Genomic DNA, 25,797 nt, shown 5'->3' on the forward strand with positions numbered 1-25,797 from the left:
GTCAGGCGGTCAGGTCGGCCGGGTCGGCGTTGCCCCCGCACACCACGACCGCGACCCGCTCCCCACGGCGGGGCCGGTAGGCCCCGGAGACGAGCGCGGCGACGGCCACCGCTCCGCCGGGTTCGGCGGCCACGCGCAACCGCTGCCACAGCAGGCGCCGGGCCTGCCCGACCGCGTCGGCGTCGACCAGCACCGACGTCGCCGCTGCGTGGGTCAGCGTGTGCCAGGCCGTGTCGCCGAGGCGGGTCGCGCCCAGCGCGTCGGCCGCGAGCCCACCCACCTCGACGTCGACGGGGTGCCCTTCGGCCAGGGCCCGGTGCCACGTGGGGCAGCCGACCGGCTCCACGCCCACGACCCGCGCCCGGCCGTCCAGCGCCGCCGCGACACCCGCGGCGAGACCGCCGCCCCCGACGGCGCCGAGCACCGTGTCCACCTCGGTGACCGCGCCCGGCCACCGGCGGTCCGCGAGGTCGTCGAGCAGCTCGAGCGCGAGGGTGCCCTGGCCGGCGACGACCGCGGGCTCGTCGTACGCGTGCACGGCGAGCGCCCCGCTGGCCCGCTCGTGCGCCCGGGCGGCGTCCAGGGCGTCGGCGTAGCGCGAGCCCCCGACCCGGACGTCGGCCCCGAGGGCGCGCAGCCCCCGCACCTTGGCCTCCGGCGCGGACGCCGGCACGAAGACCGTCGCGGTCGCCCCGACCTGCTGCGCCGCCCACGCCACCGCCAGGCCGTGGTTGCCGCCGCTCGCCGCCACGACGCCCGCGGTCGGGAGGGTGGCGGTGGTCAGGGCGGTCAGCGCTCCGCGGGCCTTGAACGACCCCGTGTGCTGCAGCAGCTCGAGCTTGCAGGTGACCGACGCCGGTCCCAGCGCACCGGCCTCGACGTCGACCAGCGGGGTCCGGCGCACCCGCTCCCCCAGCAACCGGCGGGCGACGACGACGTCCGGCCGCGTCACCCGTCGCTCGTCCGTGGTCCGCGCGAGCTCGTCCATGCCACGATCCTGCCGTGGCAGCCTGGAACGGACCCCACCCGCCCCCTCCCGCCCCGAACCGCTACGGGGCGCTGACGGACGTCCCGGGGGTGCGGGTCGGCAGCGTCGAACGGGTGGGCGACGGGTGGCTGACCGGGGTGACCGCGGTGCTCCCGCCGCGGGGGTCGGTCGCGGCCGTCGACGTGCGCGGCGGTGGCCCGGGGACCCACGAGACGGACGCGCTGGCGCCCGGGACCCTGGTCACCACGGCCCACGCGATCACCCTCACCGGGGGCAGCGCCTACGGGCTGGTGGCCGCGCACGGGGTCCAGCGCTGGTGCGAGGAGCAGGGGCACGGGTACGAGGTCGGGCCCGGGCTGGTCGTACCGGTGGTCCCGGCCGCCGCCGTGTTCGACCTCGGGCGCGGTGGCGACCTCGCCGCGCGCCCCGACGTCGACCTCGGCCACGCCGCCGCGGCCGCCGCCGGCGGCGGACCGGTCCGCACGGGGACCGTCGGGGCCGGGACGGGGGCCCAGTGCCACTACGGCGCCCTGAAGGGCGGTGTCGGCACGGCCAGCGTGCGGCTCTCCTCCGGCGTGGTCGTCGGTGCGCTCGTGGTGGTCAACGCGGTCGGGTCCCCGCACACCGCCGACGGCACGCTGCACGCCGCACCCTGGGTGGACGACCCCGCGCTGCGGCCCGCCACCCCGACCGAGCCTCCCCCGCCCGCGCCGGCGCGCCCACCGGCCGCCGGCTTCAACACCACCCTGGCGGTGGTGGCGACGACGGCCGACCTCGACCGGGCGCAGGCCCGCCGGGCCGCGGGGTCGGGTCACGACGGGCTCGCGCGGGCGCTGCGGCCGGTGCACACCCTGCTCGACGGCGACACCGTGTTCGCGGTCGCGACCGGTGAGCAGGAGGTCTCCGGCGACCTGGTGGCCGTCGCCGCCGTCCAGGCCGCCGCGGCCGACGCGGTGACGTTGGCGGTCCTGGACGCGGTGCTCACCGCCACGGGCGTGCGCACCGACGCGGTGACGCTGCCCGGCTACAGCGAGCTGTGCCCGTCGGTGCTGCGGCGGCTGGGCGGCTGACCGATGACTTCCGCCGGCTCGTCCGGTCGGAACGCGCGACACCCGACGTCCTCGGAGGAGCACCCGTGGAGCAGCTGCTGCGCGTCCAGAACTTCGTCGTCTCCCGTGACGGTTACGGCGCCGGGGAGGGGCAGAGCCTCGAGCGTCCGTTCGGCCACGCGGACCCCGCCGCGCTGATGTCCTGGGCCGGGGCGACCGCGAGCTGGCCCAACCGCACCGACCCCGGGGGCAGCCGCGGCCTGGACGACTACTTCACCCGCGACTTCGCGCACGGCATCGGCGCGGAGATCATGGGCCGCAACAAGTTCGGCCCGCAGCGCGGTCCGTGGGCCGACCACGAGTGGCGGGGCTGGTGGGGTGAGGACCCGCCGTTCCGCACGCCCGTGCTCGTCCTGACCCACCACGAGCGGCCGTCGTTCACCCTGTCCGACACTACGTTCCACTTCCTGGACGCCGACCCGGCTGCGGCGCTGGAGCGGGCCAGGCAGCTGGCGCGGGAGTCGCTCCGGCAGTCCGGCCGGGGCCCGCACGTCCGCCTGGGCGGCGGGGCGACCACGGTCTTGGAGTTCCTGGACGCCGACCTCGTCGACACGGTGCACGTGGCCGTCGCTGACGTCGAACTCGGCGCCGGGGTGCGTCTGTGGGAGTCCCCGCACGAGCTGGACGACCGATTCCACCACGAGGTGGTCCCGAGCCCGAGCGGCGTCACCCACCACCTGTTCTGGCGACGCTGACCGACGGGAAGGTCGTCTCCGCGTCCAGCGGACGGAGCCGGCCGAACAACGGACCCCGCGGCTGGCGCTCAGCCCTGGCCGGGCTCCCGGTCCCCGCCGGGCGACGCGGCGGGGTCCTCGCCGCGCTCCCGCGCCAGCCGCGCGCGGCGCTCCCGCTCCTTCATCTCCCCGTACGTCGGGCCGGTCGGCACCTGCGGAGCGGCGTCGGCGGGGGCGTCCGAGCCGGGCGGCGCCGCCGGTCCGGAGGACGGCGTCCCAGGGGGCGGTCCGGGTCGGGTGGCGGGCGGGGCGCCGCCAGCGGCCGGGGTCCCCTGCGGCGGCTGCCAGGACGGTGACGGGCTCTGCGCGTGGCGGCCCCGCGGCGTCTCGCCGTCCGCCGGCCAGGACGCGTCCGCAGGGTCGACCCGGTCCGCGGCGTCCTCGGGCAGCTCGGACAGCAGCCGCTCGGCGAGCCCGGACTGCTCCGGCGCGCACAGCACCGCGTACTGGGAGGCGACGACCTGGCTGGTGGAGGTGAAGTCGCGCCGGCCGCCGGTGAACGCGTAGGACAGGACGCCGAACAGGATGCCGAAGCCGACGCCGATGACCACGGCGGGCAGCACCGTCCCGGCCAGGGACGTGCCCTGCGCGAACAGGGACAGCAGCAGGCCCACGAACAACCCGAACCACGCCCCGGACGCCGCCCCGGCCATCGCGACCCGGCCGTACGTCAGGCGGCCCGTCACCCGCTCGACCATCTGCAGGTCGGTGCCGACGATCGTCACGTGCTGCACCGGGAACTGCCGGTCGGACAGGTAGTCCACGGCACGCTGCGCCGCCAGGTACGTGCGGTACACGGCGATGCGTCGTCCCGTGGGCGGTGTGGGGACGGTCTGGGCGCGGCCGGCGCCACCGAGGTTGGCCATGGGCGCAGTCTCCCCCAGCACCCCGAGGGCGCGCGAGGTCAGCGGGCCCGGTACTCCTCGAGCAGCCGGCGACCGATGATCATGCGCTGGATGTCCGCGGTGCCCTCCCCGATGAGCAGCATGGGCGCCTCGCGGTACAGCCGCTCGATCTCGTACTCCTTGGAGTACCCGTACCCGCCGTGGATGCGGAACGCGTCCTCGACGACCTGGGCGCAGTACTCGCTCGCCAGGTACTTCGCCATCCCGGCCTCGAGGTCGTTGCGCTCGCCGGCGTCCTTCTTGCGCGCGGCCATCACCATCATCTGGTGCGCCGCCTCGACCTTGGTCGCCATCTCGGCCAGCCGGAACTGCACGGCCTGGTGCTCGGCGATCTTCTTGCCGAACGTCTCGCGCTGCTGCGCGTAGTCGATCCCGAGCTCGAACGCCCGCATCGCGACACCGCAGCCCCGGGCGGCGACGTTGACGCGGCCCACCTCGACGCCGTCCATCATCTGGTAGAAGCCGCGGCCCGGCTCGCCACCGAGGACCTGGTCGGACGTCGTCCGGTGCCCCTCGAGCACCAGCTCGGTGGTGTCGACGCCCTTGTAGCCCATCTTCTCGATCTTGCCGGGGACGGTGACGCCCTGGGCGGTCTCACCGAAGCCCGGCTCCTTCTCGATGAGGAACGTGGACATGTTGCGGTACACCGAGTCCGCGCCGGTGTCGGTCTTCACGAGCACCGCGACGAGGTTCGCGGAGCCGCCGTTCGTCAGCCACATCTTCTGGCCGTCGATCGTCCAGCCGCCGTCCTCGCCCTGGACCGCCTTGGTGCGGATCGCGGAGACGTCGGAGCCGCAGCCGGGCTCGGACATCGAGAAGGCGCCGCGCAGCTCGCCGGTGGCCATCCGCGGCAGGTAGCGCTGCTTCTGCTCCTCGGTGCCGTGGTGGATCAGCATGTAGGCGAGGATGAAGTGGGTGTTGATGATCCCCGAGACGCTCATCCAGCCGCGGGCGATCTCCTCGACCGCGAGCGCGTAGGTCAGCAGGGACTCGCCGAGGCCGCCGTACTCCTCGGGGATCATCAGGCCGAAGATCCCCATCTCCTTCATGCCCTCGACGATCTTGTCCGGGTACTCGTCGGCGTGCTCGAGGCCGGTGGCGACGGGGATGATCTGCTCGTCGACGAACTCCCGCACGAGCTTCAACAGCTCCCGCTGGTCCTCGGTCAGCCCCTCGGTGTGCTGCAGCCGGCCCATGCGTCGGTCTCCCTCGGTCGAACGGGGTCAGGTCCTGCGGTGAGTATGGCGACCGGACCGGGGGCGGGGCAGGGCGAGCGCCTGTGAGGCCCGACACGCGGACGCCGTCCCACCGCCTGCCGCTCGCCGGCCCCTCCCGTCCCACCACCCGCCGCTCCACCCCCGCCCCGCGAGTCGGACGAACACGCCGTCCGCGGCGACACGACGACGGCGTGTTCGTCCGCCTCGCGGGGCGCGGGGGCGGGGCGGAGGCGGGGGCGGGGGTGGGTCAGTAGACCCAGACGGCGCTGCCGCGGGGCATCAGGTCGCGGGCCCAGATCATGTCCATCGCGGGCAGGCTGACCCGGGCGCACCCGTGGGACGCCGGGTAGGCCGGGACGCTGCCGAAGCCGTGCACGGCGATGCCGTCGGGGTGGAAGTACCGCGGCCGGTACAGCCGTCCCAGGTCGGCCTGCCGCCAGCCGTCGTGGCTCCACGTCACCGAGTAGCGGCCCTCCGGGGTGTCGGCCAGCAGGGTCCGCCCGCCGGCCGTGTACTCCCTGAAGGTCCCCGTGGACGTGTGCAGGGCGACCTCCACCCGGCCGTCCTCGACCAGCAGGACCAGACCGCGCTCCCGGTCGATCTCCGTGACCCGGCCGCTGCTGCTGCGTGCCTGGGGGCGGGCACCCTCGTCCAGCGCGGCGCGGGTGCGGGGCCCGACGTGGCCGTCGCGGGCCAACCCGGCGGCGCCCTGCAGCGCGTACACGGCCTGCGTCGTCAGGTGCCCGAACCGTCCGTCGGGCGTCCCGAGCCAGTACCCGAGGTCGGCGAGCCGCTCCTGCAGGGCGAGCACCTGCGGGCCGGAGTCCCCGGGGCGCAACGTCCCGTCCGCCGGCGCGTCCTCGCCGGCCGACCCGCCACCGGGCGCGGGGGCGCTGGTGCGCGGTGGCTGCGGGGTCGGCTCCTCGGACGGCTCCACGGACGGCTGGTCCGTCGGCTCACCCGTCGGCTCGCTCGTCGGCTCCCCCGTCGGCTCCTCCGTCGGCTCCCCCTTCGGCTGGGTTGCGGGTTGCCCCGTGCCGGTCGACGGCGAGACCACCGTCGGGGTCACGGCCGGGGCGGCGCCCGGCACGGCGTCGCCGCACCCGGCGAGCAGGAGCCCGGCCACCGCGAGGGCGGCCGCGGTGCGGTGTCGGGTGCGGGTCATGCTGGTCCTCTCTCGGGGTCGTCACCCACAGGACGCCCCGCAGGTGCACCGCGTTGCGCCACAGCGCCCGTGAGCCGGGTCACGATCCCGTCACGACGGTCCCGCGGACGGCCGCGGCGCGGCAGGGACCTCCGGCCCTGTGCCGGTCGGGCCGACCGGCGGACCGTGGGGGCGTGGACAGCACGACACGGACCACGACTCCGACCACGACGCGGCCCGCGACACAGGCGGGGAACGGCGACGGGCCGGCCGGCCCCGGCGCCCGGGTGCTCGTCGCCTACGCCTCCCACCACGGGGCGACCCGCGAGGTGGCCGAGCGCGTCGGCGGCCGCCTGCGCGCCGCGGGCCTGGAGGCCGACGTCCGGGACGTCGACACGCAGCCCGGCGTGAGCGGGTACGACGCGGTCGTCCTCGGCAGCGCCACCCAGGGGGCGGCCTGGCTGCCGCAGGCGGTGCAGTTCGCCCACCGCCACCTGCACGCGCTGGCCGCCGTCCCGCTGTGGCTGTTCACCGTCGGCCTGCAGCCCGCCGCCGACGCCCAGCGCGGCCCCTTCGCGCGGATGATCCGCGCCGCCACGCCCCGCGAGGTCCCCGGGCTGCAGCTGTCCCTGCACCCCGTGGACCACCACGCGTTCGCCGGTGCCGTCGACCGGGACTCCTCCACCGGACCGGAGAAGGCCCTGTTCCGCCTGCTCGGCGGCCGCTTCGGCGACTTCCGCGACTGGGTGCGGATCGAGGCGTGGGCCGACGGGATCGGCACCCACCTGCGCGGCGCGGGCGGCACCACCGGCACGGCACCCACCGCCGGCGACCCGCCGGTCGCGGACGAGGCACGGAGCTGACCGCCACCCGGCGGTGCAGGGAGGACGAGACCATGGGCGAGACGACGTTGACACCGGCCACGACCACCGCGGCAGCGGCACCCGAGGCACCGACCGGACCCACCACGCCGGCCCCACCGGCCGACGGGACCGCGAGGGCCCGCTGGGTGCAGCCGTTCGACGCCGGGGACCGCTCGATGGCCGACCTGCTGGGCGGCAAGGGCGCCGGCCTGGCCGAGATGACCCGCCTGGGACTGCCCGTGCCGCCCGGCTTCACCGTCACGACGCAGGCCTGCCGCCACTACCTGGCCACCGGCACCGAGCCGGCCGGGCTCACCGACCAGCTCGCGACGGCGCTGGCGGACCTCGAGGAGCGGACCGGTCGCGGGTTCGGCGACACCGCCGACCCGCTGCTGCTGTCGGTGCGCTCCGGTGCGCGGTTCTCCATGCCCGGGATGATGGACACCGTCCTGGACGTCGGCCTGACCGACGCGACCGTCGACGGCCTGGCCCGCCGGTCCGGGGAGCGCTTCGCGTGGGACTGCTACCGCCGGCTCGTGCAGATGTTCGGCCGCACCGTCCTCGGCGCCGACGGCGCGCTCTTCGAGGCCGAGCTCTCCGCCGCCCGGGAGCGGGCCGGCGTCCCCGACGACCACGGCCTCGGCGCCGAGGCGCTGCGCGAGGTGACCGGCCGGTTCCGTGGCCTGCTGCGCGAGGCGACCGGGCGCGACCTGCCCCAGGACCCTCGCGAGCAGCTCGCGCTCGCCGTCCGGGCGGTCTTCTCGTCGTGGAACTCGCCGCGGGCGCGCGTCTACCGCAGCCGGGAGGGCATCAGCGAGTCCCTGGGCACCGCGGTGAACGTCCAGACGATGGTGTTCGGCAACACCGGCGAGCGCTCGGGCAGCGGCGTCTGCTTCACCCGCGACCCCGCGACCGGCGCCCCGGGCGTGTACGGCGACTACCTGCCGGACGCCCAGGGCGAGGACGTCGTCGCCGGCATCCGCGACACCGTCCCGCTCGCGCGCCTCGCCGAGCTCGACCCGGCCTCCTACGACCAGCTGATGAGGCACCTCGCGACCCTCGAGTCGCACTACCGGGACCTGTGCGACGTCGAGTTCACCGTCGAGGACGGTCGGCTGTGGGTGCTGCAGACGCGGGTGGGCAAGCGCACACCCGCCGCCGCGTTCCGGATCGCCTGCCAGCTCGTCGACGAGGGCGTCGTCGACCTCGACGAGGCGCTGCGCCGGGTGTCCGGCGAGCAGCTCGAGTCGCTGCTGCACCCGCACTTCGCCGGCGGGTCGGACCACGTGGTCCTCGCCCGCGGGCTGGCCGCGAGCCCCGGTGCCGCGGTCGGCGAGGTCGTGCTCGACCCCGCGCGCGCCGTCGAGCGGGCGGCCGGGGGTGCGGACGTCGTCCTCGTGCGCCCGGAGACCAGCCCGGACGACCTGGCCGGGATGGTGGCCTCCGTCGCCGTGGTCACCGCCCGCGGCGGCGTCACCTCCCACGCGGCCGTCGTCGCGCGCGGGATGGGGCGCACCTGCGTGGCCGGGGCGAGCGGCCTGGTCATCGACGCGGACGCCGGGACGGTCACCGGACCGGACGGCACCGTCGTCCGGGAGGGCGACGTCGTCTCCGTGGACGGGGGCAGCGGCGAGGTGCTCGTCGGCGCCGTCCCGGTCCGGCCCAGCCCGGTCGCGGCCGCCCTCACCGGCACACCGGCCGCCGACCCGGTGGTCGCGTCCGTCCTGCGGCTGCTCGCCCACGCCGACGCGGTGGCGCGGGTGCAGGTGCGGGCCAACGCCGACACCCCCGCCGACGCCGGCACGGCCCTGCGGCTGGGTGCCCGCGGCATCGGCCTGTGCCGCACCGAGCACATGCTGCTCGGAGAGCGGCGCGCGCTCGTCGAGGCCGTCGTCCTGGACGACGACCGCGCGGCGGCCCTCGACGGCATCAGCCGGCACCACCGGGCCGACCTGGTCGAGGTGCTGCGCACCATGGACGGGCTGCCGGTCGTCGTCCGGCTGCTCGACCCGCCGCTGCACGAGTTCCTGCCCGATCCCGAGGAGCTGTCCGTGCGGTGCGCGCTGGCGCACGAGCGGGGCGAGCCGACCGCCGAGCTGGACCGCCGGCTCGCGGCGGTGCGGCGCTGGCAGGAGCACAACCCGATGCTCGGCCTGCGCGGGGTGCGGCTGGCCGTCGTGGTCCCCGAGGTGCTCGAGGCGCAGGTGCGGGCGCTCGCGGACGCCGTCCTGGACCTGGTCGAGGAGGGCCGCTCCCCCCGGCTGGAGGTGATGGTGCCGCTGGTCGCCGACGCCGCGGAGATGCGCACCACCCGGGCCCGGGTCGAGCAGGTGCTGCACCGGCGGGCCGACGAGCGCGGGACCGCCCTGCCGCCGGTGCCGGTCGGCTCCATGATCGAGCTGCCCCGCGCGGCGCTGACCGCCGACCGGATCGCCGCCGTGAGCGACTTCTTCTCCTTCGGCACCAACGACCTCACCCAGACCACCTGGGGCCTGTCGCGGGACGACGCGGAGGCCAGCGTGCTGCCCGCCTACCGCGACGCCGGGCTGCTGGCCGCCGACCCGTTCGCCCACCTCGACGCGACCGGGGTCGGCCGGCTCGTCGAGGTCGCCGCCCGCGAGGGAAGAGCCGCGCGCCCGGAGCTGCAGCTGGGCGTGTGCGGCGAGCACGGCGGCGACCCCGCGTCGGTCGAGTTCTTCGCCGCGGTCGGCCTCGACTACGTGTCCTGCTCGCCGTGGCGGGTGCCCGTGGCGCGGCTCGCCGCGGGGCGCGCCGCGGTCCTCGGCACCGGCGGGTCGGACACCCGCTGAGCCCCAACCCACTGAGCCGTCCCAGCCAACCGTCCGGTCGGAGGTCACGATGAGGGTCCTGGTCAGCGCCGCGGGCCGGCACGGCGCCACGGAGGAGATCGCCGCGCAGGTGGCCGACGTCCTGCGCTCCGAGGGGCTGGACGTCGACCTGCGCCCGCCCGCGGACGTCGGCGACCTGACGGGCGTGGACGCCGTCGTCCTCGGCAGCGGCGTCTACGCGGGGCGGTGGGTCAAGGACGCGCGCCGGGCGGTCGACCGCCTGACGGACCTTCTCGACGGCCGACCGGTCTGGCTGTTCTCCAGCGGCCCGCTCGGCGACCCGCCGGCGCCGGACCCCGACGACCTCGACGTCGGCGGCGTCGTCGCGCGGACCAGGGCGCGGGGGCACGCCGTGTTTGCCGGGCGCCTCGACAGGCACGGGCTCAACCTGGCCGAGCGGGCCGCCGTCCGGGCCGTGAAGGCCCCCGAGGGCGACTTCCGCGACTGGTCGGCGGTTCGGGCGTGGGCGTCGGAGGTGGCCGCCGAGCTGCGCGAAGGTCAGGACCCCCGCTGACGTCAGCGTGACGTCAACGAGGGCGTCAGCGGGGCGTCAGCACGCAGGGGCGTCAGCGCACGACGAGCACCGGGCAGTCGGCGTGCTGCACCAGGCCGCGTCCGACCGAGCCCAGCAGGGCCGCCTCGAACGCCCCTCGGCCGCGGGAGCCGACCACGACGGCGCGGGCGCGCCCGGACCGCGAGGTGAGGGCCTCGAGCGGGTGGGACTGGGTGACGTCCGTCTCGACGACGACGTCGGGGTGGGACTCGGCCAGTCCCGCCACGCACTCGGCCAGGTCTGCGCGCGCCTGCTGCAGCGCCGGCTCGTCCGGGCCGCTGACCCGGCCCAGCGCGTCGGTCACGGGCGGCACCGCCATCTCGGCGAGCAGCGGCGCGCCGAACCGGGCGGCCAGGTCCGCGGCGAAGGCGACGGCGCGCTGCGCGGTCCCGGAGCCGTCGACCCCGACGACGACGGGACCCTCGGGCCGCTCCTGCCCGCGGACGACAGCCACCGGCCCGCGGGCGTGTGGCACGACGACACCGGCCGTGGAGCCGAGCAGCAGCCGGCCCAGCAGGCCGTGGCCGTGGCTGCCGATGACGAGCAGGTCCTCCGGCCCCGTCTCGGTGAGCAGGACCACCGCGGGCTCGCCGGCCTGCACGACCGACCGCACCCGGCCCTCCCCGAGCTCCTTCTCGGCCTCGGCGACCGCCTCCTCGACGACCTGCTGCGCGGCGCTGGTGCGGGACGACAGGGCGTCGGGGTACCGGGGGACGTCGTCGACGGCCGCGACCACCGTCAGCGGCACGTCACGCAGCCCGCACTGCCCGACCGCCCACGTCAGGGCGAGCCGGGCCGAGGCCGACCCGTCGAAGCCGACGACCACGGAGCGCAGGGACGGCGTCGTGTCGGTGCTCATCTCGTTCCTCCCGTCAGCGGGACCGGGTGTCCCGTCGGCCCTACCCTGTCGGTTCCGTGCTCGACGCGGAAGGTCCCGACGACCCGGTGCGACAGGACCTGCGACCTCCGCTCAGCCGGCGGGACGGGCGCTGCGGCGCCTCACCCGGACCACGCCCGGCACCGTGCGCGCCAGCACGCCGGCGATCCGCTGCCGGGCGCCGTCCGGGGCGCCGTACAGGGTCACGACCCCGTCGACGACGTCGAGGTCCCAGCCGTCGGCCTGGCCGAGCTCGGCGAGCAGGTCGCGGACGTCGCGCTCGACGTCGGCGTCGGGACGGGCCAGCGAGCGGAGCAGGTCGCGCCGGGCGACGACCCCGACGACGTCCTTCCCCTCGCAGACCGGGAGCATCTTGACCCCGTGGTCGAGCAGCAGCCGGGCGGCGCGGTCGACGTCGTCGTCCCCACGCACCAGCAGCGGCGGGGTCGCCATGACCGTCTCCACGTGGACGGCCGGCGCAGGCTCGGTGTCCGGTCCCGTGTCGCGGATGGAGGACCGGGGGTCACGCTGGGTGCGCCCGCGCAGCAGGTCCGCCTCGCTGACGACGCCGACCAGGTGGCCGTCGTCGTCGAGCACGGGCGCGGACGCGATCCGGTGCTCCAGCAGCAGCACCGCGGCGTCCCGCACGGTGTCCCGCGCCCGCACCGTCACGGCGGGGGCCGTCATCGCCTCGCGCACCAGCACGTGCGTCCTCCTCGGGTCGTGGCCGCCTGGCCGGGGCGCCCGCCTCGGCGGGCCGGACTCGCTGACCGGCCCGCCGCGCGGACCGCGGGATCAGGTGTACCGCACGACCTCGACGGGGCACTCGGCGGCGTGGATCACACCGCGGCTGACCGACCCCAGCAGCAGGCTGGCGAAGTCGCCGCGGCCGCGCGCGCCCACGACCACCAGCGCCGCCTCGGCCGACGCGTCGGCGATCGCGGGTGCGGCGGCACCCTCGACGGCGCGCGTGGTCACCCGTACGTCCGGGTACCGCTCCCGGACCCGGTCGCGCACCTGGGCGAGCAGCTCCTCCGCCGCCGTGCGCGCGACGTCGTCCGGACGCTGCCCCGGGTACGACTCGGCCCAGTACGCCGACGCCCACGACTCGCTGGCGCGGGTGTGCCACGCGGTGACCAGCACCAGCTCCGCGTCGTTCGACGCGGCGAGGTCGGCGGCGCGGTCCACGGCCGCGTCCGCTCCGGTGGACCCGTCGACGCCGGCGACGACGGGGTGGTCGGGTCCGACTCGCTGCGTACTGCGGCCGCGGACGACGACGACGGGGCAGCCGGCGTGCGCGGCGGTCCCGAAGGCGACGGAACCGAGCAGCGAGCCGATCCGCTCGCCGTGCCCGCGGGTCCCGACGACGACGAGGGCCGCCGAGCGGGACGCGTCGGTCAGGGCCGCCACCGCCCCGGACATGGCGGTGAGCGCCTCGACGTCGAGGTCCGGCGCGGTCTTCAGCGCGCGGGCCGCGCCCTCCTCCGCGATCTCGTGGGCGACGAGCTGCGCCTCGCTGGGCAGCCACGCGCCGGCCCCCGCGGGGCCGACGAGTACCCCGGAGTAGTTGGCGGCGTACAGCACCTTCAGCGGTGCGCCGCGCTCCGCGGCCTCCCTGGCCGCCCAGTCGAGCGCGGCGTCCGCGTGCTCGGAGGCGTCGTAGCCGACGACGACGGAGCCGGTCATGTCACGCATCGGGTCCTCCCTGGTGGTGGGGTCCTACACGGCGCTGGCGACGGGGCGGCCCACCACCCGGCGTCCGGTGACGACGGTCAGCGGGATGCGGATGAACACGTCCTTGATGCCGGGCACCCACGGCGTGAGCAGGGCGTCGAGCCGGGCTCGCTCGAGGTCGTCGGACTCCAGTCGCGCCTCGCCGGTGACGACGACGCTCCAGCCGCCGCGGCCACCGGCCGCCACCTGGTCGGCCTCGAAGGCCAGCACGGCGTCACGGGCTGCGCGTGCCAGCCGCGAGCCCTCGGCGGTGCGCAGCACGACGTCGCCGTCCCGGACGACGAACGCCACGGGCAGGATCGCCGGCAGCGCCCGGTCCGTGAACACGACCCGGCCGACCTCGACGCTGCCGAGCAGCTCCAGGCAGTCGTCCCGGGACAGCACCTCGATGCGGTGGACGTTCTCCATGGGTCGATGCTCCCCGGGGCCCCGGGCACCAGGCAGGGCCGAAGGTCCTGACGGACCGGCGGACGTCAGTCGGTCCTGACGGACCGGCGGACCTCAGCCGGTCCGGCCGGCCGGGCTGGACGGCTGGTCGGCGCCGGGCGGGGTGTGACCGAGCCCCACGGTCAGCAGCACGACGCACCCGTGCGCGGTGGTCAGGCCGTGGCGGGCGTCGGGGATCTGCACGAGGTGCCCCGCGGCCGTCTCCACCGACTGGTCGTCCCAGCGCAGCGTGCAGGCGCCGCGGAGCACGTGCAGCGTCGCGGCGCCGGGGCTCTCGTGGTCGCTGAGCTCCGCGCCGGGCGCCAGGGCGATGGCGGTGACCCGCAGCCCGCCCACCGTCACCACGGTCCTCGCGGCCCGTCCCGCGGACGCCCCTGCCGCCTGCCGCTCGAGCTCCTCGGCGAGCGCGCGCACGTCGTGCACCCCGCCGTGCCGTGGGCCGCGCCCGGGATCGGCGCCGGTCCGGTTCGTCGACTCGTTCACTGCACCCGCTCCCATCCGCGCTTGGGGGCCCGCGCCCCCATCTGCTCGTCACGACTGCGGTAGACGACGTACGGCCGGGTCAGGTAGCCGAGCGGCGCGCTGAAGACGTGCACGAGCCGCGTGAACGGCCACAGCGCGAAGAGGAAGAACGCGGCGAAGCCGTGCGCCTGGAACCCGATCGGGGCGGCCGCCATCAGCTCGGGCCGCAGGTCGAACCGGAAGATCCCCCGGAACCACGGCGACACGCCGTCCCGGTAGTCGTAGTGCCCCACCACGTTGGTGAGCACGGTGTTCAGCAGCCCCAGCAGGATGACCGTGCCGAGCACCAGCCACATGAACTTGTCCATCTTCGTCGTGGCGCTGAACACCGGCCCGACGGTGCGACGGCGGTAGATGAGGATCGCGGCGCCGACGAGGGTGCAGAAGCCGGCGATCGCCCCGATGCCCACCGCCATCAGGTGGTACACGTCGTCGCTGATCCCGACCGCCTGCGTCCACGACTTCGGGATCCCGAGCCCCATCACGTGGCCCATCAGCACGAACAGGATGCCGAAGTGGAACAGGGGGCTGCCCAGCCGCAGGAGCCTGCTCTCGTACATCTGGGACGAGCGCGTGGTCCAGCCGAACTTGTCGTACCGGTACCGCCACACGTGACCGAGGACGAAGACCGCCAGGCACACGTAGGGGAAGACCACCCACAGCAGCACGTCCAGGCCGCTGGCCTCGCCCGCCGGCTCGGCGTGGCCCGCGGCGAGCAGGGCGGTCAGGGGGCTCATCGGCGGTCTCCTGTCGTCGAGGCGGTCGGTCTGGTGGTGGCGCGCTGGCTGAGGACGGTGGGTGTCGGCAGCGGCACCGGGCCGGTCGGCAGCGGACCGGTGGGCGAGGCACCCGAGCCACCGCCCGGCGGCTCGAAGGGCTGCAGACCGACCTCCTCGGCGGGCGGCCCCTGGGCGGCCAGACGGGCCACGGCCGCCCGCTCGTCCCCGCCGAGCGGCGGCAGCGTCGCGGAGACGGCGTCCAGGACGCGCGCCCAGGGGCTGCCCCGGTCGGCCAGGGCCAGGCGCAGCAGCTCCAGCCCGGCGCGGTGGTCCAGCAGCAGCTGCCGTCCGCCGTCCGGGTCGGTCGTCGCCGCGAACTCCAGCAGCACGCCGAGGTGGTCGGGCAGCTCGTCGTCTCCGAGCTCCGCACCCGCACGCCGGTAGGCCTGCTTGAAGTCCAGCAGCGCCACGCCGCGCTTCCTGGTGTCGCCGTGCCCGTAGTACGTCAGGTACAGGCAGCAGCGCCGGGTGGTGTCGAACGTGTCGACGTAGTCGGTCCGCAGCGTCGTCGGGTCCGTCGCGTCGACGTGGGCGAGGAACTCCCGCAGGGGCGTGGCCAGCCGCCCGGGCAGCCCGTCGACCTCGCGCCGCAGCAGCGGCAGCCGGTCGGTCCAGGCCTCGTCCGGGTAGTCGAGCAGGAGCGAGGCGACCTGCCACGTGGTGCGGGTGGCGGCGTCCGGTCGGGACGACGCCCCGGGGCGGCTCCCCCGGCGTCCGAGGAGCGGGAGCGGGCTCACGGCCGGGGCTCCGTCTCGGCGGCCGGGTCCGAGCCCTCGGCGAGGTGCTCGGCACCGGTGCGGGCGCCCTCCGCGGACGGGAAGAGCCCTTCGGGCATCCCCTTGCCGTCCCAGTTCAGCAGGTTGACCCGCGTGGACTTGTCGGCCGGGTCGGCGAAGTGGCCGCTGGTCTGCCGCTCCTTGAGCATGTGGAAGTTCTCCACGGCGACCGGCGTGGCGCCACCGGAGCCCTCGCCGAACGGGCCCCACCCGCCCATGCCGGGGCCGCCCTCGTAGTCCAGGGAGCACTCGGTGGCCAGCTCCTCCAGCGAGTGCGCCTGCTCGGCGTGCGCGGGCGGGATGACGTACCGCTCGTCGTACTTGGCCAGCGCGAGCAGCCGGTACATGTCGTACACCGTCTCGCCGTCCATGCCGACGGAGGCGGGGATGGCCTCCTGCGGGTCGCGGCCGAGGTTGATGTCGCGCATGTAGCTGCGCATGGCCGCCAGCCGCCGCAGGACCTTGTCCACGGGTTCGACGTCCCCGGCCGTGAACAGCTCGGCGAGGTACTCGATCGGGATCCGCAGCGCGTCGATCGCGGCGAACAGGTTGCGCGGGTCCTCGGCGTCCTCGCCGGTGTCCCGGACCGCGTCGACGACCGGCGACAGGGGCGGGATGTACCAGACCATCGGCATGGTCCGGTACTCCGGGTGCAGCGGCAGGGCGACCTCGAACCGGTTGATCAGGGCCCAGATCGGGGAGCGCTGCGCGGCCTCCACCCAGTCCCGCTGGATGCCGGCGCGCTCGGCCTCCCGGATGACCTCCGGGTCGTTCGGGTCGAGGAAGACCGACCGCTGCGCGGCGAGCAGGTCCTTCTCGTCGGTGACGGACGCGGCCTCCAGCACCTTGTCGGCGTCGTAGAGGACCAGCCCGATGTACCGCAGCCGGCCGACGCAGGTCTCCGAGCACACGGTCGGCAGGCCGACCTCGATCCGCGGGAAGCAGAACGTGCACTTCTCGGCCTTGCCGGTGCGGTGGTTGAAGTAGACCTTCTTGTACGGGCAGCCGGTGACGCACATCCGCCAGCCGCGGCAGCGGTCCTGGTCGACCAGGACGATCCCGTCCTCGCTGCGCTTGTAGATCGCCCCCGACGGGCAGGACGCCGCGCACGACGGGTTGAGGCAGTGCTCGCAGATGCGCGGCAGGTAGAACATGAACGTCTGCTCGAACTCGAGCTTGATCTTGTCCGACACCTTCTGCAGGACCGGGTCGTCCTGGGCCAGCGCGGGACCGCCGCCGAGGTCGTCGTCCCAGTTGGCGCTCCACGTGATCTTGGTGTCCTTGCCGGTGAGCAGGGACTTCGGCCGCGCGACGGGCGTGTGCTCCTGCAGCGGGGCGTTGGTGAGCGTGTCGTAGTCGTACGTCCACGGCTCGTAGTAGTCGTCGATCGCCGGCATCAGCGGGTTGGAGAAGATGCTCAGCAGCTTCTTCAGCCGGCCGCCGCCCTTGAGCTGCAGGTTGCCGCGCTTGTCGAGCTGCCAGCCGCCCTTCCAGCGCTCCTGGTCCTCGTAGGTGCGCGGGTACCCCTGGCCGGGCCGGGTCTCGACGTTGTTGAACCACACGTACTCGACGCCGGACCGGTTCGTCCACGCCTGCTTGCACGTGACGGAGCACGTGTGGCAGCCGATGCACTTGTCGAGGTTCATCACCATCGCCATCTGGGCCATGACGCGCATCAGTACGTCACCTCCTGGTTGCGACGGCGGATGACCGTGATCTCGTCCCGCTGGTTGCCCGTCGGGCCGAGGTAGTTGAACGCGAACGACAGCTGCGCGTAGCCGCCGATGACGTGACTGGGTTTGACCAGCAACCTCGTCAGCGAGTTGTGGATGCCGCCGCGCCGGCCGTTCGTCTCCGTCAGCGGGACGTCGATGAGCCGGTCCTGCGCGTGGTGCATGTACACGGTCCCCTCGGGCATCCGGTGCGAGACGATCGCGCGGGCCACGACGACGCCGTTGCGGTTCACCGCCTCGATCCAGTCGTTGTCGTCGACGCCGATCTTCGCGGCGTCCTTGTCGCTCATCCAGATCGTCTGCCCGCCGCGGGACAGGCTGAGCATGAACAGGTTGTCCTGGTACTCGGAGTGGATGGACCACTTGTTGTGCGGCGTCAGGTACCGCACGGCGATGCCGAGCTCGCCCTGCTCGCCGACCTGCGGCTCGTCGAACAGCGCGGTCATGTTCAGCGGCGGCCGGAACACCGGCAGCCCCTCGCCGAGCTCGGTCATCCAGTCGTGGTCGAGGTAGAAGTGCTGCCGGCCCGTGAGCGTGTGCCACGGCTTGAGCCGCTCGACGTTGATGGTGAAAGGCGAGTACCGCCGTCCCCCGCTCTCGCTGCCCGACCACTCCGGCGAGGTGATGACCGGGACGGGACGGGCCTGGGTGTCGGCGAAGGTGATCTGCTTGCCCTCGTGCTCGGCGGCCAGGTCCGCCAGCTGCGTGCCGGTGCGCTTCTCGACGGTGTGGAAGCCCTGCGTGGCCAGGTGGCCGTTCGTCGTCCCGGACAGCGCCAGGATCGCCTCGCAGGCGTGGACGTCGCGCGCCAGCGACGGGCGGCCGTCGGCGACCCCGCCGTGCACCGCGCCGTTCTTGGCGCGCAGGTACTCGACCTCGCGCTTCACGTCGTACGTGACGCCCTTGGTCGTCGTCCCGAGCGTGTCCATCAGCGGCCCGAGCGACGACATCTTCGCGGCGATCGCCGTGTAGTCGCGCTCGACCACGACGATCTTCGGCATCGTCCTGCCGGGGACCGGCTCGCACTCACCGAGCTTCCAGTCCCGCACCACCCCGGACGGGTTGGCCATCTCGTCGGGGGTGTCGTGCAGCAGCGGGACGGCGACGACGTCCTTGCGGGTGCCGAGGTGCGTGGCCGCGAGCTCGCTGAACACCTTCGCCAGCGACTGGAACGCGTCGTAGTCCGTGCGGGTCTGCCACGGCGGGGAGATCGCCGGGTTGAACGAGTGCACGAACGGGTGCATGTCCGTGGTGTTGAGGTCGTGCTTCTCGTACCAGGTCGCGGCCGGCAGGACGACGTCGGAGAACAGCGTCGTGCTCGTCTGCCGGAAGTCCAGCGAGAAGAGCATGTCGAGCTTGCCGGTCGGCGCCTCGTCGTGCCAGACGACGTCCTTGGGGCGGACGCCGGTCGGGGCCTCCTCGGCGCGCACGGCGTTGTCGGTGCCGAGCAGGTGCCGCAGGAAGTACTCGTTGCCCTTGCTGGAGCTGCCGAGCAGGTTGGCCCGCCACACGCCCAGCACCCGGGGGAAGTTCTCCGGGTCGTCCGGGTCCTCGGCGGCGAACCGCAGCGTGCCGGCCTTGAGCTCGGAGACGACGTGGTCGGCCGGGCTGACCCCGGCGGCGTCCGCCTCGTCGGCGAGCGTCATCGGGTTGCGGTCGAACGTGGGGTAGCTGGGCATCCAGCCCATCCGCGCCGACTTGGCGATGACGTCGGCCGTGGTCAGACCCGCGAACGCCCCCGTCGCGCTGGTGGACGACAGCGTGTCCGCGGTGAAGTGGTCGTAGCGGAACTGGTTGGTCGCGAGGTACCAGTAGGCGGTCTGGATCATCTGCCGCGGCGGGCGCGACCAGTCCAGGCCGAACGCCAGGTTCGCCCAGCCGGTGACCGGGCGGCACTTCTCCTGCCCGACGTAGTGCGCCCAGCCGCCGCCGTTGACCCCCTGGGTGCCCGTCAGCGTCGTCAGGGTCAGGAACGCCCGGTAGATCGTGTCGGAGTGGAACCAGTGGTTCGTCCCGGCGCCCATGAGGATCATCGACCGGCCGCGCGAGTCCTCCGCGTTCTGGGCGAACTCCCGCCCGATCCGCGCGGCCTTGTCGGCGGGGACGCCGGTGAACTGCTCCTGCCAGGCGGGCGTGCACCCCTGGGTGGCGTCGTCGTAGCCCGTGGGCCACTGGCCCGGCAGGCCGTCGCGACCGACGCCGTACCCGGCGAGCAGCAGGTCCATCACCGTGGTGACGAGGTGGTCGCCGACCTGCCTGGCCGGCACGCCGCGCTCGACCGAGCGCGCTGCGCCGTCCAGGGTGTCGAACGCGGGCAGCGTGACCGCGACGGCCTGCGCGGTGCCGCCGGCGGCGGACAGCAGCGGGTCGACGTCACCGAGGTCGAGGTTCCACTTCCCCGCGCCCTCGTCGCCGTACCGGAAGCCCAGCGACCCGTTGGGGACCGTCGGGTTCCCCGCCGCGTCGAGCAGCACGGTCTTGAACGCCGCGTTCTCGCTGGCGTCGCCCAGGTCGGCGGCGGTGAGGAACTTGCCCGGCGCGTACCCGTCGCCGGACCGCTCGAGCCGGACGAGGAACGGCAGGTCGGTGAACCGCTTGACGTAGTCGGTGAAGTACGGGACCTGCCGGTCGACGAAGAACTCCTTGAGGACGACGTGCCCCATGGCCATCGCCAGGGCGCCGTCCGTCCCCGGGTGGGGGGCGAGCCACTCGTCGGCGAACTTGACGTTGTCGGCGTAGTCCGGGGCCACCGCGACGACCTTCTGGCCGCGGTAGCGGGCCTCGGCCATCCAGTGCGCGTCCGGGGTGCGGGTCACCGGCAGGTTCGAGCCCCACATCACCAGGTAGCCGGCGTCCCACCAGTCCCCCGACTCCGGGACGTCGGTCTGGTCGCCGAACACCTGCGGGCTGGCCACCGGGAGGTCGGCGTACCAGTCGTAGAAGCTCAGCATCGTCCCGCCGGTCAGCGAGAAGTACCGGGCGCCCGACGCGTGGCTGACCATCGACATCGCGGGGATCGGCGAGAAGCCCGCGACGCGGTCGGGGCCGTACCGCTTGATCGTGTAGACGTGGGAGGCCGCGACGAGCTCCAGCGCCTCGGCCCAGGTCGCGCGGACCATCCCGCCCTTGCCGCGCACGCGCTTGTAGCGGGCGGACTTCTCCGGGTCGTTGGTGATCTCGGCCCAGGCCAGCACCGGGTCGCCGAGCCGCTGCTTGGCCTCCCGGAACATCTCGAGCAGCACGCCGCGCACGTACGGGTAACGCACCCGCGTCGGCGAGTACGTGTACCAGGAGAAGGCGGCGCCCCGGGGGCAGCCGCGCGGCTCGTACTCCGGACGGTCGGGCCCGACCGACGGGTAGTCGGTCTGCTGCGCCTCCCAGGTGATAATGCCGTCCTTGACGTACACCTTCCACGAGCAGGAGCCCGTGCAGTTGACGCCGTGGGTGGAGCGGACGACCTTGTCGTGGCTCCAGCGGTCCCGGTAGAAGTCGTCCGCCTCGCGACCACCCGTCTTGTGCAGGGTGCGCAGGTCGTCCGACACGTCGCCGGAGCGGAAGAACCGCCCCGTTCTCACCAGCGCCGAGCTCAGCCCCCCGTCCGTGGCGGGGCCGGACCCCCTTCTCCCTGCGTCGTGGGGCGTCGTCCCGGTCTGGCTCATGCTGGTGACCTCCGGCTCGGTGGTGCTGGGTCGGTGACTCCGACCCTCTCGGACCTGCTTCGTGGACGCAACGGCGACTCGCGGGGACGTCAGGACGGCTTCTCGGCACCCGGGCGGGCGTAGTAGTACCAGGCCAGGCCGACGCAGAGGACGAAGAACACCGCCGCGCCGACGAAGAACGGCACGGCCGGGACGCTGGCGAGGGCCACGCCGAAGATGAAGGGACCGAACGCCGCCACCGCCGCCGTCCAGCCGATGACCCCGCCCGCCTGACGGCGGTCGAAGATCATCGGCATCTGCTTGAAGGTCGAGGCGTTGCCGATGCCGGCGAAGAGGAAGATGCCGAGCATCCCGGTGAGGAACCAGCGGAACTCGCCGACGGACTCGGGCGTCAGCCACAGGATGGTGAAGACCGTCGACAGGGTCATGCCGATCCCGGCGACGACGGTCCAGATCGCCCCGCCGAAGCGGTCGCACAGCGGGCCCCACGCGACGCGGGCGAGCGACCCGACGAGCGGGCCGAGGAAGGCGTACGTCAGCGGGTCGGGCGCGTTCTCGAAGCCGCCGTACAGGTCGCGGGTCAGCAGGCCGAACTGCGCGGCGAAGCCGGAGAAGGCACCGAACGTCATGATGTACAGGGCCGTCATGACCCAGGTGTGCTTCTCGCCGAAGATGTCGAGCTGCTGCTTGAAGTTCGCCTGGACCGGGACGCTCTTGAGCATCGTCCAGGCCAGCAGGGCGCCGAGGACGACCCAGGGCAGGAACACGATCCCCGCGTTGTGCAGCCAGATGGACCCGGTCGCGGTGCCGGCCTGGTCCACGACCTGCTGCGGTCGGATGCTCGCCGTCCCCAGCAGGGCGAAGCCGATCACCCACGGGACGAGGAACTGCACGACGCTGACGCCGAAGTTGCCGACACCGGCCTGGATGCCCAGGGCCGTGCCCTGCTTGCGCTTGGGGAAGAAGTACGACGTGCTGGGCATGAAGCCGGAGAAGATGCCACCGCCGATGCCGGACAGGCACGCGAGGAGCAGCAGCACCCAGTACGGGGTGGAGGCGTCCTGGACGGCCCAGCCCCAGCCCGCCATCGGGATGACGAGCATCAGCGTCGAGTAGGTGACCAGCTTGCGGGTGCCCAGCACGGGCGGCAGGAACATCCAGACCATGCGCAGCAGGCCGCCGGCCAGGCCCGGCATCGCGGCCAGCCAGTACAGCTCGCCGTTCGTCAGGTCGAACCCGACGTTGTTGAGGCGGGGGGCGATGGCCGACACGAGGAACCACGCGATGAACGCCAGGACGAGGTTGTACGTGGTGATCGACAGCGTGCGCCAGGCCAGGGCGCTGTCCCAGGTCGCCTCGTCCTCGGGGTCCCACCGCTCCAACCACTCCTTGCCACGTCGGGCGGGCGGGGCGGGTGACGTCTGCGGGGGCGTCGGGGTGCTCATGCGGGTTCTCCGGTCGGGTTCAGCGGTTCAGGTGGTCAACGTCTGGGGTGGTCGACGGTCAGGTGGTCGACGGTCAGGTGGTCGACGGTCGGGTGGTCAGCGGTCGGTGGCGCGGTCAGCGGGCACGGGCTGCTCGATGTCCGTGCTCAGCTCCGGCGAGCCCTCGTGCAGCATCCGGTGGATGGTCCAGTGCATCCAGACGGCGCAGACGGCGGTGATGAGGAAGAGGATGAAGAACGTCGACTGCGGCAGGGCGGTCCACGCCTGGGCGTAGGCGAACAGCGGCGGGAGGAAGAAGCCGCCGAGCGCGCCGAGCATCCCGACCAGGCCACCGACCGCGCCGACGTCCTGCGGGAAGTACTCGGGGATGTGCTTGTACACGGCGGCCTTGCCCACGCCCATGGCCACGCCGAGGACGAAGACGAGGACGGTGAACGGCACCACGCCGAGCTCGTACGGCAGGACCTCGCGCACGCCGTCGGCCTCGTACCGCTCGGGCACCTGCAGCACGATGTGCCCGTACGGCATGGACAGCAGCAGGGTGGAGGCGAGCATGATCCCGAACGTCCAGTACATGACCCGCCGGGCCCCCCACCGGTCGGAGAACAGGCCGCCGACCGGACGCAGCAGGCTGGCCGGGAAGATGAACAGCGCCGTCAGCAGCGCGGCCTGGTAGAGCTCGAGCCCGAAGACGTCGATGTAGTACTTCGGGAGCCACGCGGCGAGCGCCACGTAGGCACCGAAGACCGCGACGTAGTACAGGCTGAAGCGCCAGACGCGGACCTGCCGCAGCGGCCGGAACATCTCCCCCAGGGGGCGGCCCTGGCCGGGCTTGCGGTCCACCCGCGGCGCGAGCAGCCACACGGCGAGCGCCATCACCACGAGCAGGACCGCGTACAGGAACGGGACGAAGCGCCAACCGCCGGGGACGAGCCCACCGGCGTACCCGGCCACCGGCACGGCCGCGATGAGCGCGGGGCCGATGAACTTGGTGACCGACGCGCCGACGTTACCGGCGCCGAAGACCCCGAGGGCGAAGCCCTGCCGCTCGCGCCGGGTCCACGCGGAGTTCCAGGCGATGCCGGCACTGAACGCGTTGCCCGCGAAGCCGGCCAGGAACGCGAACAGCAGCAGCGCCGCGTAGCTGCCCGCTCGGGAGACGAGGTAGGTCGGCACGGCGGTGAACAGCAGCATCGCGATGAACACGACGCGACCGCCGACGCGGTCGGTGACGACGCCGGTCACCAGCCGCCACAGCGCGCCGTTGAGGATGGCGACGGCCGACAGCCACGAGAGCTGGACGTCGGTGAGGCCGAACTCGTCCCGGATCGGGATGCCCAGGACGCCGAACATCAGCCAGACGGCGAACATCAGCGTGAAGGCGGTGCTGGACAGCGCCAGCACCCGCGTCGAACCGTGGCCCGACGTCTCGTCCGCGCTCGTGCCGGGGCGGACGCTGGTTCCCGTCGTCATGGCCGCGGGCTCCCCTCGTTCAGTGGGCGGGCGCCTGCTGCGCCGGGTTCCGCCGATGGTTGCTGTGAGTCACTGGATGCGCAACTGCGAGTCACGACGAGCTCGCCGCCCGGACCGCTGCCCGCAGGGCCTGCGGGTCCCAGCTCGTGAGCCTCTCGCCGTCCACGACGACGGTCGGGGTGCCGTTCACGCCCGCCTTCGAGGCGGCGTCCGTGGCGGTGACCGTCCAGCCGGCGTACGTCTCGTCGCGCACGCACTGCTCGAACGCCTCCCCGTCGGCACCGGCGTCCGCGGCGAGCGCGAGCAGCGCGTCGTCGTCCGGGCCAGCCGTGCCCTTCTCCGGCTGCGCGGCGAACAGGGCCGAGTGGACGTCCCCGAACGGCGTCCCCTCGTCCACGGCGCACACCGCGGCGTTCAGCGCCCGCGTCGACCACCGGTTGCTGGTGTACCGGTCCATGAAGGCCATCGGGCGGTACACGACGCGCACCGTGCCGGCGTCCACGAGCTCGTCGAGGACGGGGCCGGCGACGGTCTCGAACTGCCCGCACGCGGGGCACATGTAGTCCTCGTACACCTCGACCGTCACGGGGGCGGCCTCGTCGCCGACCGGGATGCCCGTGCCGTCCACCGCCCAGGCCGGTTCGGCGTCGGCGGACGCGGAGGCGCCGCTGCGCAGGCTCTGGACGAGGACGCCGGCGCCGGCGACCAGCGCCAGGACGACGACGACGGCCAGGGCGGTCAGCCGGTGCCGACGCGCCGCGTCCTTGCGCGCCTGCTCGGCGCGCAACCGGGCCGCGTGCTCCTGCGCGGTGCGCCGCGCCGCCGTGCGGGTCGTGCTCATCGGGTCTCTCCGGTGGTGGGGGCGGCCGCGGCCGCGGGGGTGATGAAGGAGTCGACGGCCCACCGGGTGCGGGGCCGGACGAGGAGGGCCAGCGACGCGGCCAGGAAGGCGGTGTCGCGGACGAGCTCCTCGACGTAGCGCGTCGCGCCCGGCTCGACCTCGCCGCCGCCCCCGAAGCAGCCGCAGTCGATGGACAGCCCGCGCGCCCACGCGGCGCTGACGCCGACCACGAAGACCACAAGCAGGACGGCGGACACGGCGGCGGCGGTGCGGGTCCCGAGACCGACGAGCAGCAGGACGCCGAGCGCGATCTCGACGAACGGCAGCGCGTAGCCGACGGCGGGGACGAGGGCCTCGGGCAGCAGCTGGTAGGCGCGGACGGCGCGCACGCTGGCGGCTGGGTCGGCCACCTTGAGCGCCCCCGCGACGACCCACACGCCGGCCAGGCCGAGCCTGGCGACCAGCAGCGCCCACGGGGCCGCGCGGCGCAGCCGCGACGCCGCCCGCCGGTCGGGGTGGTCCGCGGGGTCCGCCCCGCGCGCGGCGTCGGACCGCTCCTCGTCCGCACCAGCGTCCCGTGCGGGCGCGTCCGGTCCGGGCCGGTCCCCCGGCCCCGTGAGCGTGGCGTTCACCGGGTTCCGCCGACGAGCGCGCTCCCCGCGCGGGCGCGGACCGCCTCGACGCGCTCCCACTGCTCGGAGCCGAGCTCGGCGAGGGCGGCCGGGAAGACGCCGTCCTGCTCCTTGAGGATGTGGTCGCGCAGGTCGTCGAGGGTCTCCAGCAGCCGCTGCGGCCACGTGGGGTCCGTCGGGGTGGCTGCTGCGGACTCGGCCAGCACCGCCTCCGTCCGGCGGTGGTCGGCCTCCAGCGCGGCGACGTGGTCGGGGAAGGCGTCGACCAGCTCGGGGAACAGCCCCTGCTCCTCGACCACGGTGTGCGGGGTGAGGACCTCGGCGATCCGGCGGGTGAGCGCGGCGACCTCGTCGAGGTCGCCGCGGGCGACCCCGGCTCGGACCAGGCCGACCAGCCGCACGACGTCGTCGTGCTCGGCCGTCAGCTCGGCCACGGTGGCCACCGCCTGGCAGCCGCAGTACTCGCACACGCCTCGTCACACCCCCTGCGGCACCCCGTGGCGCCGCTCGTCGCGTC

General features: G+C 74.4%; 23 protein-coding genes. 5 read left to right on the forward strand and 18 right to left on the reverse strand.

Features of this window, described 5'->3' with window-relative positions:
* Position 1: 1 nt before the first annotated feature.
* On the reverse strand, positions 2 to 988 hold the full coding sequence (locus ACYVQV_RS11075; RefSeq protein WP_461023344.1) for a serine/threonine dehydratase: 987 nt from the start codon (positions 986 to 988) through the stop codon (positions 2 to 4).
* Between the two features lie 14 nt (positions 989 to 1,002).
* Between ACYVQV_RS11075 and ACYVQV_RS11080 the strand changes: the two genes are divergently transcribed.
* Both ACYVQV_RS11080 and ACYVQV_RS11085 read left to right on the forward strand, forming a co-directional pair.
* Entirely contained in the window at positions 1,003 to 2,058 is a 1,056-nt protein-coding gene (locus ACYVQV_RS11080; protein WP_461023345.1) for a P1 family peptidase, read from the forward strand.
* Between the two features lie 65 nt (positions 2,059 to 2,123).
* Positions 2,124 to 2,792: a dihydrofolate reductase family protein gene (locus ACYVQV_RS11085; protein ID WP_461023346.1), complete on the forward strand. Its 669-nt coding sequence runs from the start codon at positions 2,124 to 2,126 to the stop codon at positions 2,790 to 2,792.
* Between the two features lie 68 nt (positions 2,793 to 2,860).
* On the opposite strand, the gene ACYVQV_RS11090 is transcribed toward ACYVQV_RS11085, so the two are convergent.
* The 3 genes from ACYVQV_RS11090 to ACYVQV_RS11100 all read right to left on the reverse strand — a co-directional run bounded on the left by ACYVQV_RS11090 (position 2,861) and on the right by ACYVQV_RS11100 (position 6,118).
* On the reverse strand, positions 2,861 to 3,697 hold the full coding sequence (locus ACYVQV_RS11090; protein WP_461023347.1) for a YflT domain-containing protein: 837 nt from the start codon (positions 3,695 to 3,697) through the stop codon (positions 2,861 to 2,863).
* Between the two features lie 38 nt (positions 3,698 to 3,735).
* On the reverse strand, positions 3,736 to 4,932 hold the full coding sequence (locus ACYVQV_RS11095; RefSeq protein WP_461023348.1) for an acyl-CoA dehydrogenase family protein: 1,197 nt from the start codon (positions 4,930 to 4,932) through the stop codon (positions 3,736 to 3,738).
* 268 nt (positions 4,933 to 5,200) lie between these two features.
* Positions 5,201 to 6,118: a peptidoglycan-binding protein gene (locus ACYVQV_RS11100; RefSeq protein ID WP_461023349.1), complete on the reverse strand. Its 918-nt coding sequence runs from the start codon at positions 6,116 to 6,118 to the stop codon at positions 5,201 to 5,203.
* Between the two features lie 173 nt (positions 6,119 to 6,291).
* Here ACYVQV_RS11100 and ACYVQV_RS11105 point away from each other — a divergent pair, with 173 nt between their 5' ends.
* The 3 genes from ACYVQV_RS11105 to ACYVQV_RS11115 are packed head-to-tail and all read left to right on the forward strand — an operon-like array spanning position 6,292 to position 10,323.
* On the forward strand, positions 6,292 to 6,960 hold the full coding sequence (locus ACYVQV_RS11105; protein WP_461023350.1) for a flavodoxin domain-containing protein: 669 nt from the start codon (positions 6,292 to 6,294) through the stop codon (positions 6,958 to 6,960).
* A gap of 32 nt (positions 6,961 to 6,992) precedes the next feature.
* Complete coding sequence (gene ppdK / locus ACYVQV_RS11110; RefSeq protein ID WP_461023351.1) at positions 6,993 to 9,770, forward strand: pyruvate, phosphate dikinase; 2,778 nt, start codon at positions 6,993 to 6,995, stop codon at positions 9,768 to 9,770.
* A gap of 49 nt (positions 9,771 to 9,819) precedes the next feature.
* Positions 9,820 to 10,323: a flavodoxin domain-containing protein gene (locus ACYVQV_RS11115; RefSeq protein ID WP_461023352.1), complete on the forward strand. Its 504-nt coding sequence runs from the start codon at positions 9,820 to 9,822 to the stop codon at positions 10,321 to 10,323.
* A 52-nt stretch (positions 10,324 to 10,375) separates the two neighbouring features.
* Here ACYVQV_RS11115 and ACYVQV_RS11120 read toward each other — a convergent pair whose 3' ends face one another.
* The 14 genes from ACYVQV_RS11120 to ACYVQV_RS11185 all read right to left on the reverse strand — a co-directional run bounded on the left by ACYVQV_RS11120 (position 10,376) and on the right by ACYVQV_RS11185 (position 25,714).
* Positions 10,376 to 11,221 (reverse strand): universal stress protein, encoded by an 846-nt coding sequence (locus tag ACYVQV_RS11120; protein ID WP_461023353.1) that lies wholly within the window; start codon positions 11,219 to 11,221, stop codon positions 10,376 to 10,378.
* A gap of 111 nt (positions 11,222 to 11,332) precedes the next feature.
* Positions 11,333 to 11,944 carry a CBS domain-containing protein gene (locus ACYVQV_RS11125; RefSeq protein WP_461023354.1) on the reverse strand — a complete coding sequence of 204 codons (612 nt, stop codon included), beginning with the start codon at positions 11,942 to 11,944 and terminating at the stop codon, positions 11,333 to 11,335.
* A gap of 90 nt (positions 11,945 to 12,034) precedes the next feature.
* Positions 12,035 to 12,934: a universal stress protein gene (locus ACYVQV_RS11130; protein WP_461023355.1), complete on the reverse strand. Its 900-nt coding sequence runs from the start codon at positions 12,932 to 12,934 to the stop codon at positions 12,035 to 12,037.
* Positions 12,935 to 12,958: 24 nt separating this feature from the next.
* Positions 12,959 to 13,381, reverse strand: coding sequence for a pyridoxamine 5'-phosphate oxidase family protein (locus ACYVQV_RS11135; RefSeq protein WP_461023356.1), 423 nt, complete (start codon positions 13,379 to 13,381; stop codon positions 12,959 to 12,961).
* Positions 13,382 to 13,474: 93 nt separating this feature from the next.
* Positions 13,475 to 13,903, reverse strand: a complete 429-nt coding sequence (locus ACYVQV_RS11140; protein ID WP_461023357.1) for a cupin domain-containing protein — start codon at positions 13,901 to 13,903, stop codon at positions 13,475 to 13,477.
* Positions 13,900 to 14,679 carry a respiratory nitrate reductase subunit gamma gene (narI, locus tag ACYVQV_RS11145; protein ID WP_461023358.1) on the reverse strand — a complete coding sequence of 260 codons (780 nt, stop codon included), beginning with the start codon at positions 14,677 to 14,679 and terminating at the stop codon, positions 13,900 to 13,902. The genes ACYVQV_RS11140 and narI overlap by 4 nt, the downstream gene beginning before the upstream one ends.
* A complete protein-coding gene (narJ, locus tag ACYVQV_RS11150) occupies positions 14,676 to 15,458 on the reverse strand; it encodes a nitrate reductase molybdenum cofactor assembly chaperone (protein ID WP_461023359.1) in 783 nt (260 codons plus the stop codon). Before narJ ends, narI begins: the two co-directional genes overlap by 4 nt.
* Positions 15,455 to 17,173: a nitrate reductase subunit beta gene (narH, locus tag ACYVQV_RS11155; RefSeq protein WP_461023360.1), complete on the reverse strand. Its 1,719-nt coding sequence runs from the start codon at positions 17,171 to 17,173 to the stop codon at positions 15,455 to 15,457. Before narH ends, narJ begins: the two co-directional genes overlap by 4 nt.
* Positions 17,173 to 20,889: a nitrate reductase subunit alpha gene (locus tag ACYVQV_RS11160; RefSeq protein ID WP_461023361.1), complete on the reverse strand. Its 3,717-nt coding sequence runs from the start codon at positions 20,887 to 20,889 to the stop codon at positions 17,173 to 17,175. Before ACYVQV_RS11160 ends, narH begins: the two co-directional genes overlap by 1 nt.
* Before the next feature lie 89 nt (positions 20,890 to 20,978).
* On the reverse strand, positions 20,979 to 22,334 hold the full coding sequence (locus tag ACYVQV_RS11165; protein WP_461023362.1) for an MFS transporter: 1,356 nt from the start codon (positions 22,332 to 22,334) through the stop codon (positions 20,979 to 20,981).
* Between the two features lie 96 nt (positions 22,335 to 22,430).
* The gene (locus tag ACYVQV_RS11170; RefSeq protein WP_461023363.1) at positions 22,431 to 23,807 is read right to left on the reverse strand and encodes an MFS transporter; all 1,377 of its coding nucleotides are present in this window, start codon (positions 23,805 to 23,807) and stop codon (positions 22,431 to 22,433) included.
* A gap of 91 nt (positions 23,808 to 23,898) precedes the next feature.
* Positions 23,899 to 24,648: a DsbA family protein gene (locus ACYVQV_RS11175; RefSeq protein WP_461023364.1), complete on the reverse strand. Its 750-nt coding sequence runs from the start codon at positions 24,646 to 24,648 to the stop codon at positions 23,899 to 23,901.
* Positions 24,645 to 25,280: a MauE/DoxX family redox-associated membrane protein gene (locus tag ACYVQV_RS11180; RefSeq protein WP_461023365.1), complete on the reverse strand. Its 636-nt coding sequence runs from the start codon at positions 25,278 to 25,280 to the stop codon at positions 24,645 to 24,647. The genes ACYVQV_RS11175 and ACYVQV_RS11180 overlap by 4 nt, the downstream gene beginning before the upstream one ends.
* Entirely contained in the window at positions 25,277 to 25,714 is a 438-nt protein-coding gene (locus tag ACYVQV_RS11185; protein ID WP_461023366.1) for a hemerythrin domain-containing protein, read from the reverse strand. Before ACYVQV_RS11185 ends, ACYVQV_RS11180 begins: the two co-directional genes overlap by 4 nt.
* Positions 25,715 to 25,797 lie beyond the last annotated feature (83 nt).

The sequence above is a fragment of the Thalassiella azotivora genome (genome assembly GCF_054781695.1).

Excerpts from the sequence above, each read along its gene's own strand:
- ACYVQV_RS11120 (WP_461023353.1), bottom strand. The coding sequence starts at position 11,221 with ATGAGCACCGACACGACGCCGTCCCTGCGCTCCGTGGTCGTCGGCTTC.
- ACYVQV_RS11075 (WP_461023344.1), bottom strand. The coding sequence starts at position 988 with ATGGACGAGCTCGCGCGGACCACGGACGAGCGACGGGTGACGCGGCCG.
- ACYVQV_RS11130 (WP_461023355.1), bottom strand. The coding sequence starts at position 12,934 with ATGCGTGACATGACCGGCTCCGTCGTCGTCGGCTACGACGCCTCCGAG.
- ACYVQV_RS11100 (WP_461023349.1), bottom strand. The coding sequence starts at position 6,118 with ATGACCCGCACCCGACACCGCACCGCGGCCGCCCTCGCGGTGGCCGGG.
- ACYVQV_RS11175 (WP_461023364.1), bottom strand. The coding sequence starts at position 24,648 with ATGAGCACGACCCGCACGGCGGCGCGGCGCACCGCGCAGGAGCACGCG.
- narH (WP_461023360.1), bottom strand. The coding sequence starts at position 17,173 with ATGCGCGTCATGGCCCAGATGGCGATGGTGATGAACCTCGACAAGTGC.
- narI (WP_461023358.1), bottom strand. The coding sequence starts at position 14,679 with ATGAGCCCCCTGACCGCCCTGCTCGCCGCGGGCCACGCCGAGCCGGCG.
- ACYVQV_RS11095 (WP_461023348.1), bottom strand. The coding sequence starts at position 4,932 with ATGGGCCGGCTGCAGCACACCGAGGGGCTGACCGAGGACCAGCGGGAG.
- ACYVQV_RS11160 (WP_461023361.1), bottom strand. The coding sequence starts at position 20,889 with ATGAGCCAGACCGGGACGACGCCCCACGACGCAGGGAGAAGGGGGTCC.
- ppdK (WP_461023351.1), top strand. The coding sequence starts at position 6,993 with ATGGGCGAGACGACGTTGACACCGGCCACGACCACCGCGGCAGCGGCA.
- ACYVQV_RS11115 (WP_461023352.1), top strand. The coding sequence starts at position 9,820 with ATGAGGGTCCTGGTCAGCGCCGCGGGCCGGCACGGCGCCACGGAGGAG.
- ACYVQV_RS11170 (WP_461023363.1), bottom strand. The coding sequence starts at position 23,807 with ATGACGACGGGAACCAGCGTCCGCCCCGGCACGAGCGCGGACGAGACG.
- ACYVQV_RS11090 (WP_461023347.1), bottom strand. The coding sequence starts at position 3,697 with ATGGCCAACCTCGGTGGCGCCGGCCGCGCCCAGACCGTCCCCACACCG.
- ACYVQV_RS11135 (WP_461023356.1), bottom strand. The coding sequence starts at position 13,381 with ATGGAGAACGTCCACCGCATCGAGGTGCTGTCCCGGGACGACTGCCTG.
- ACYVQV_RS11165 (WP_461023362.1), bottom strand. The coding sequence starts at position 22,334 with ATGAGCACCCCGACGCCCCCGCAGACGTCACCCGCCCCGCCCGCCCGA.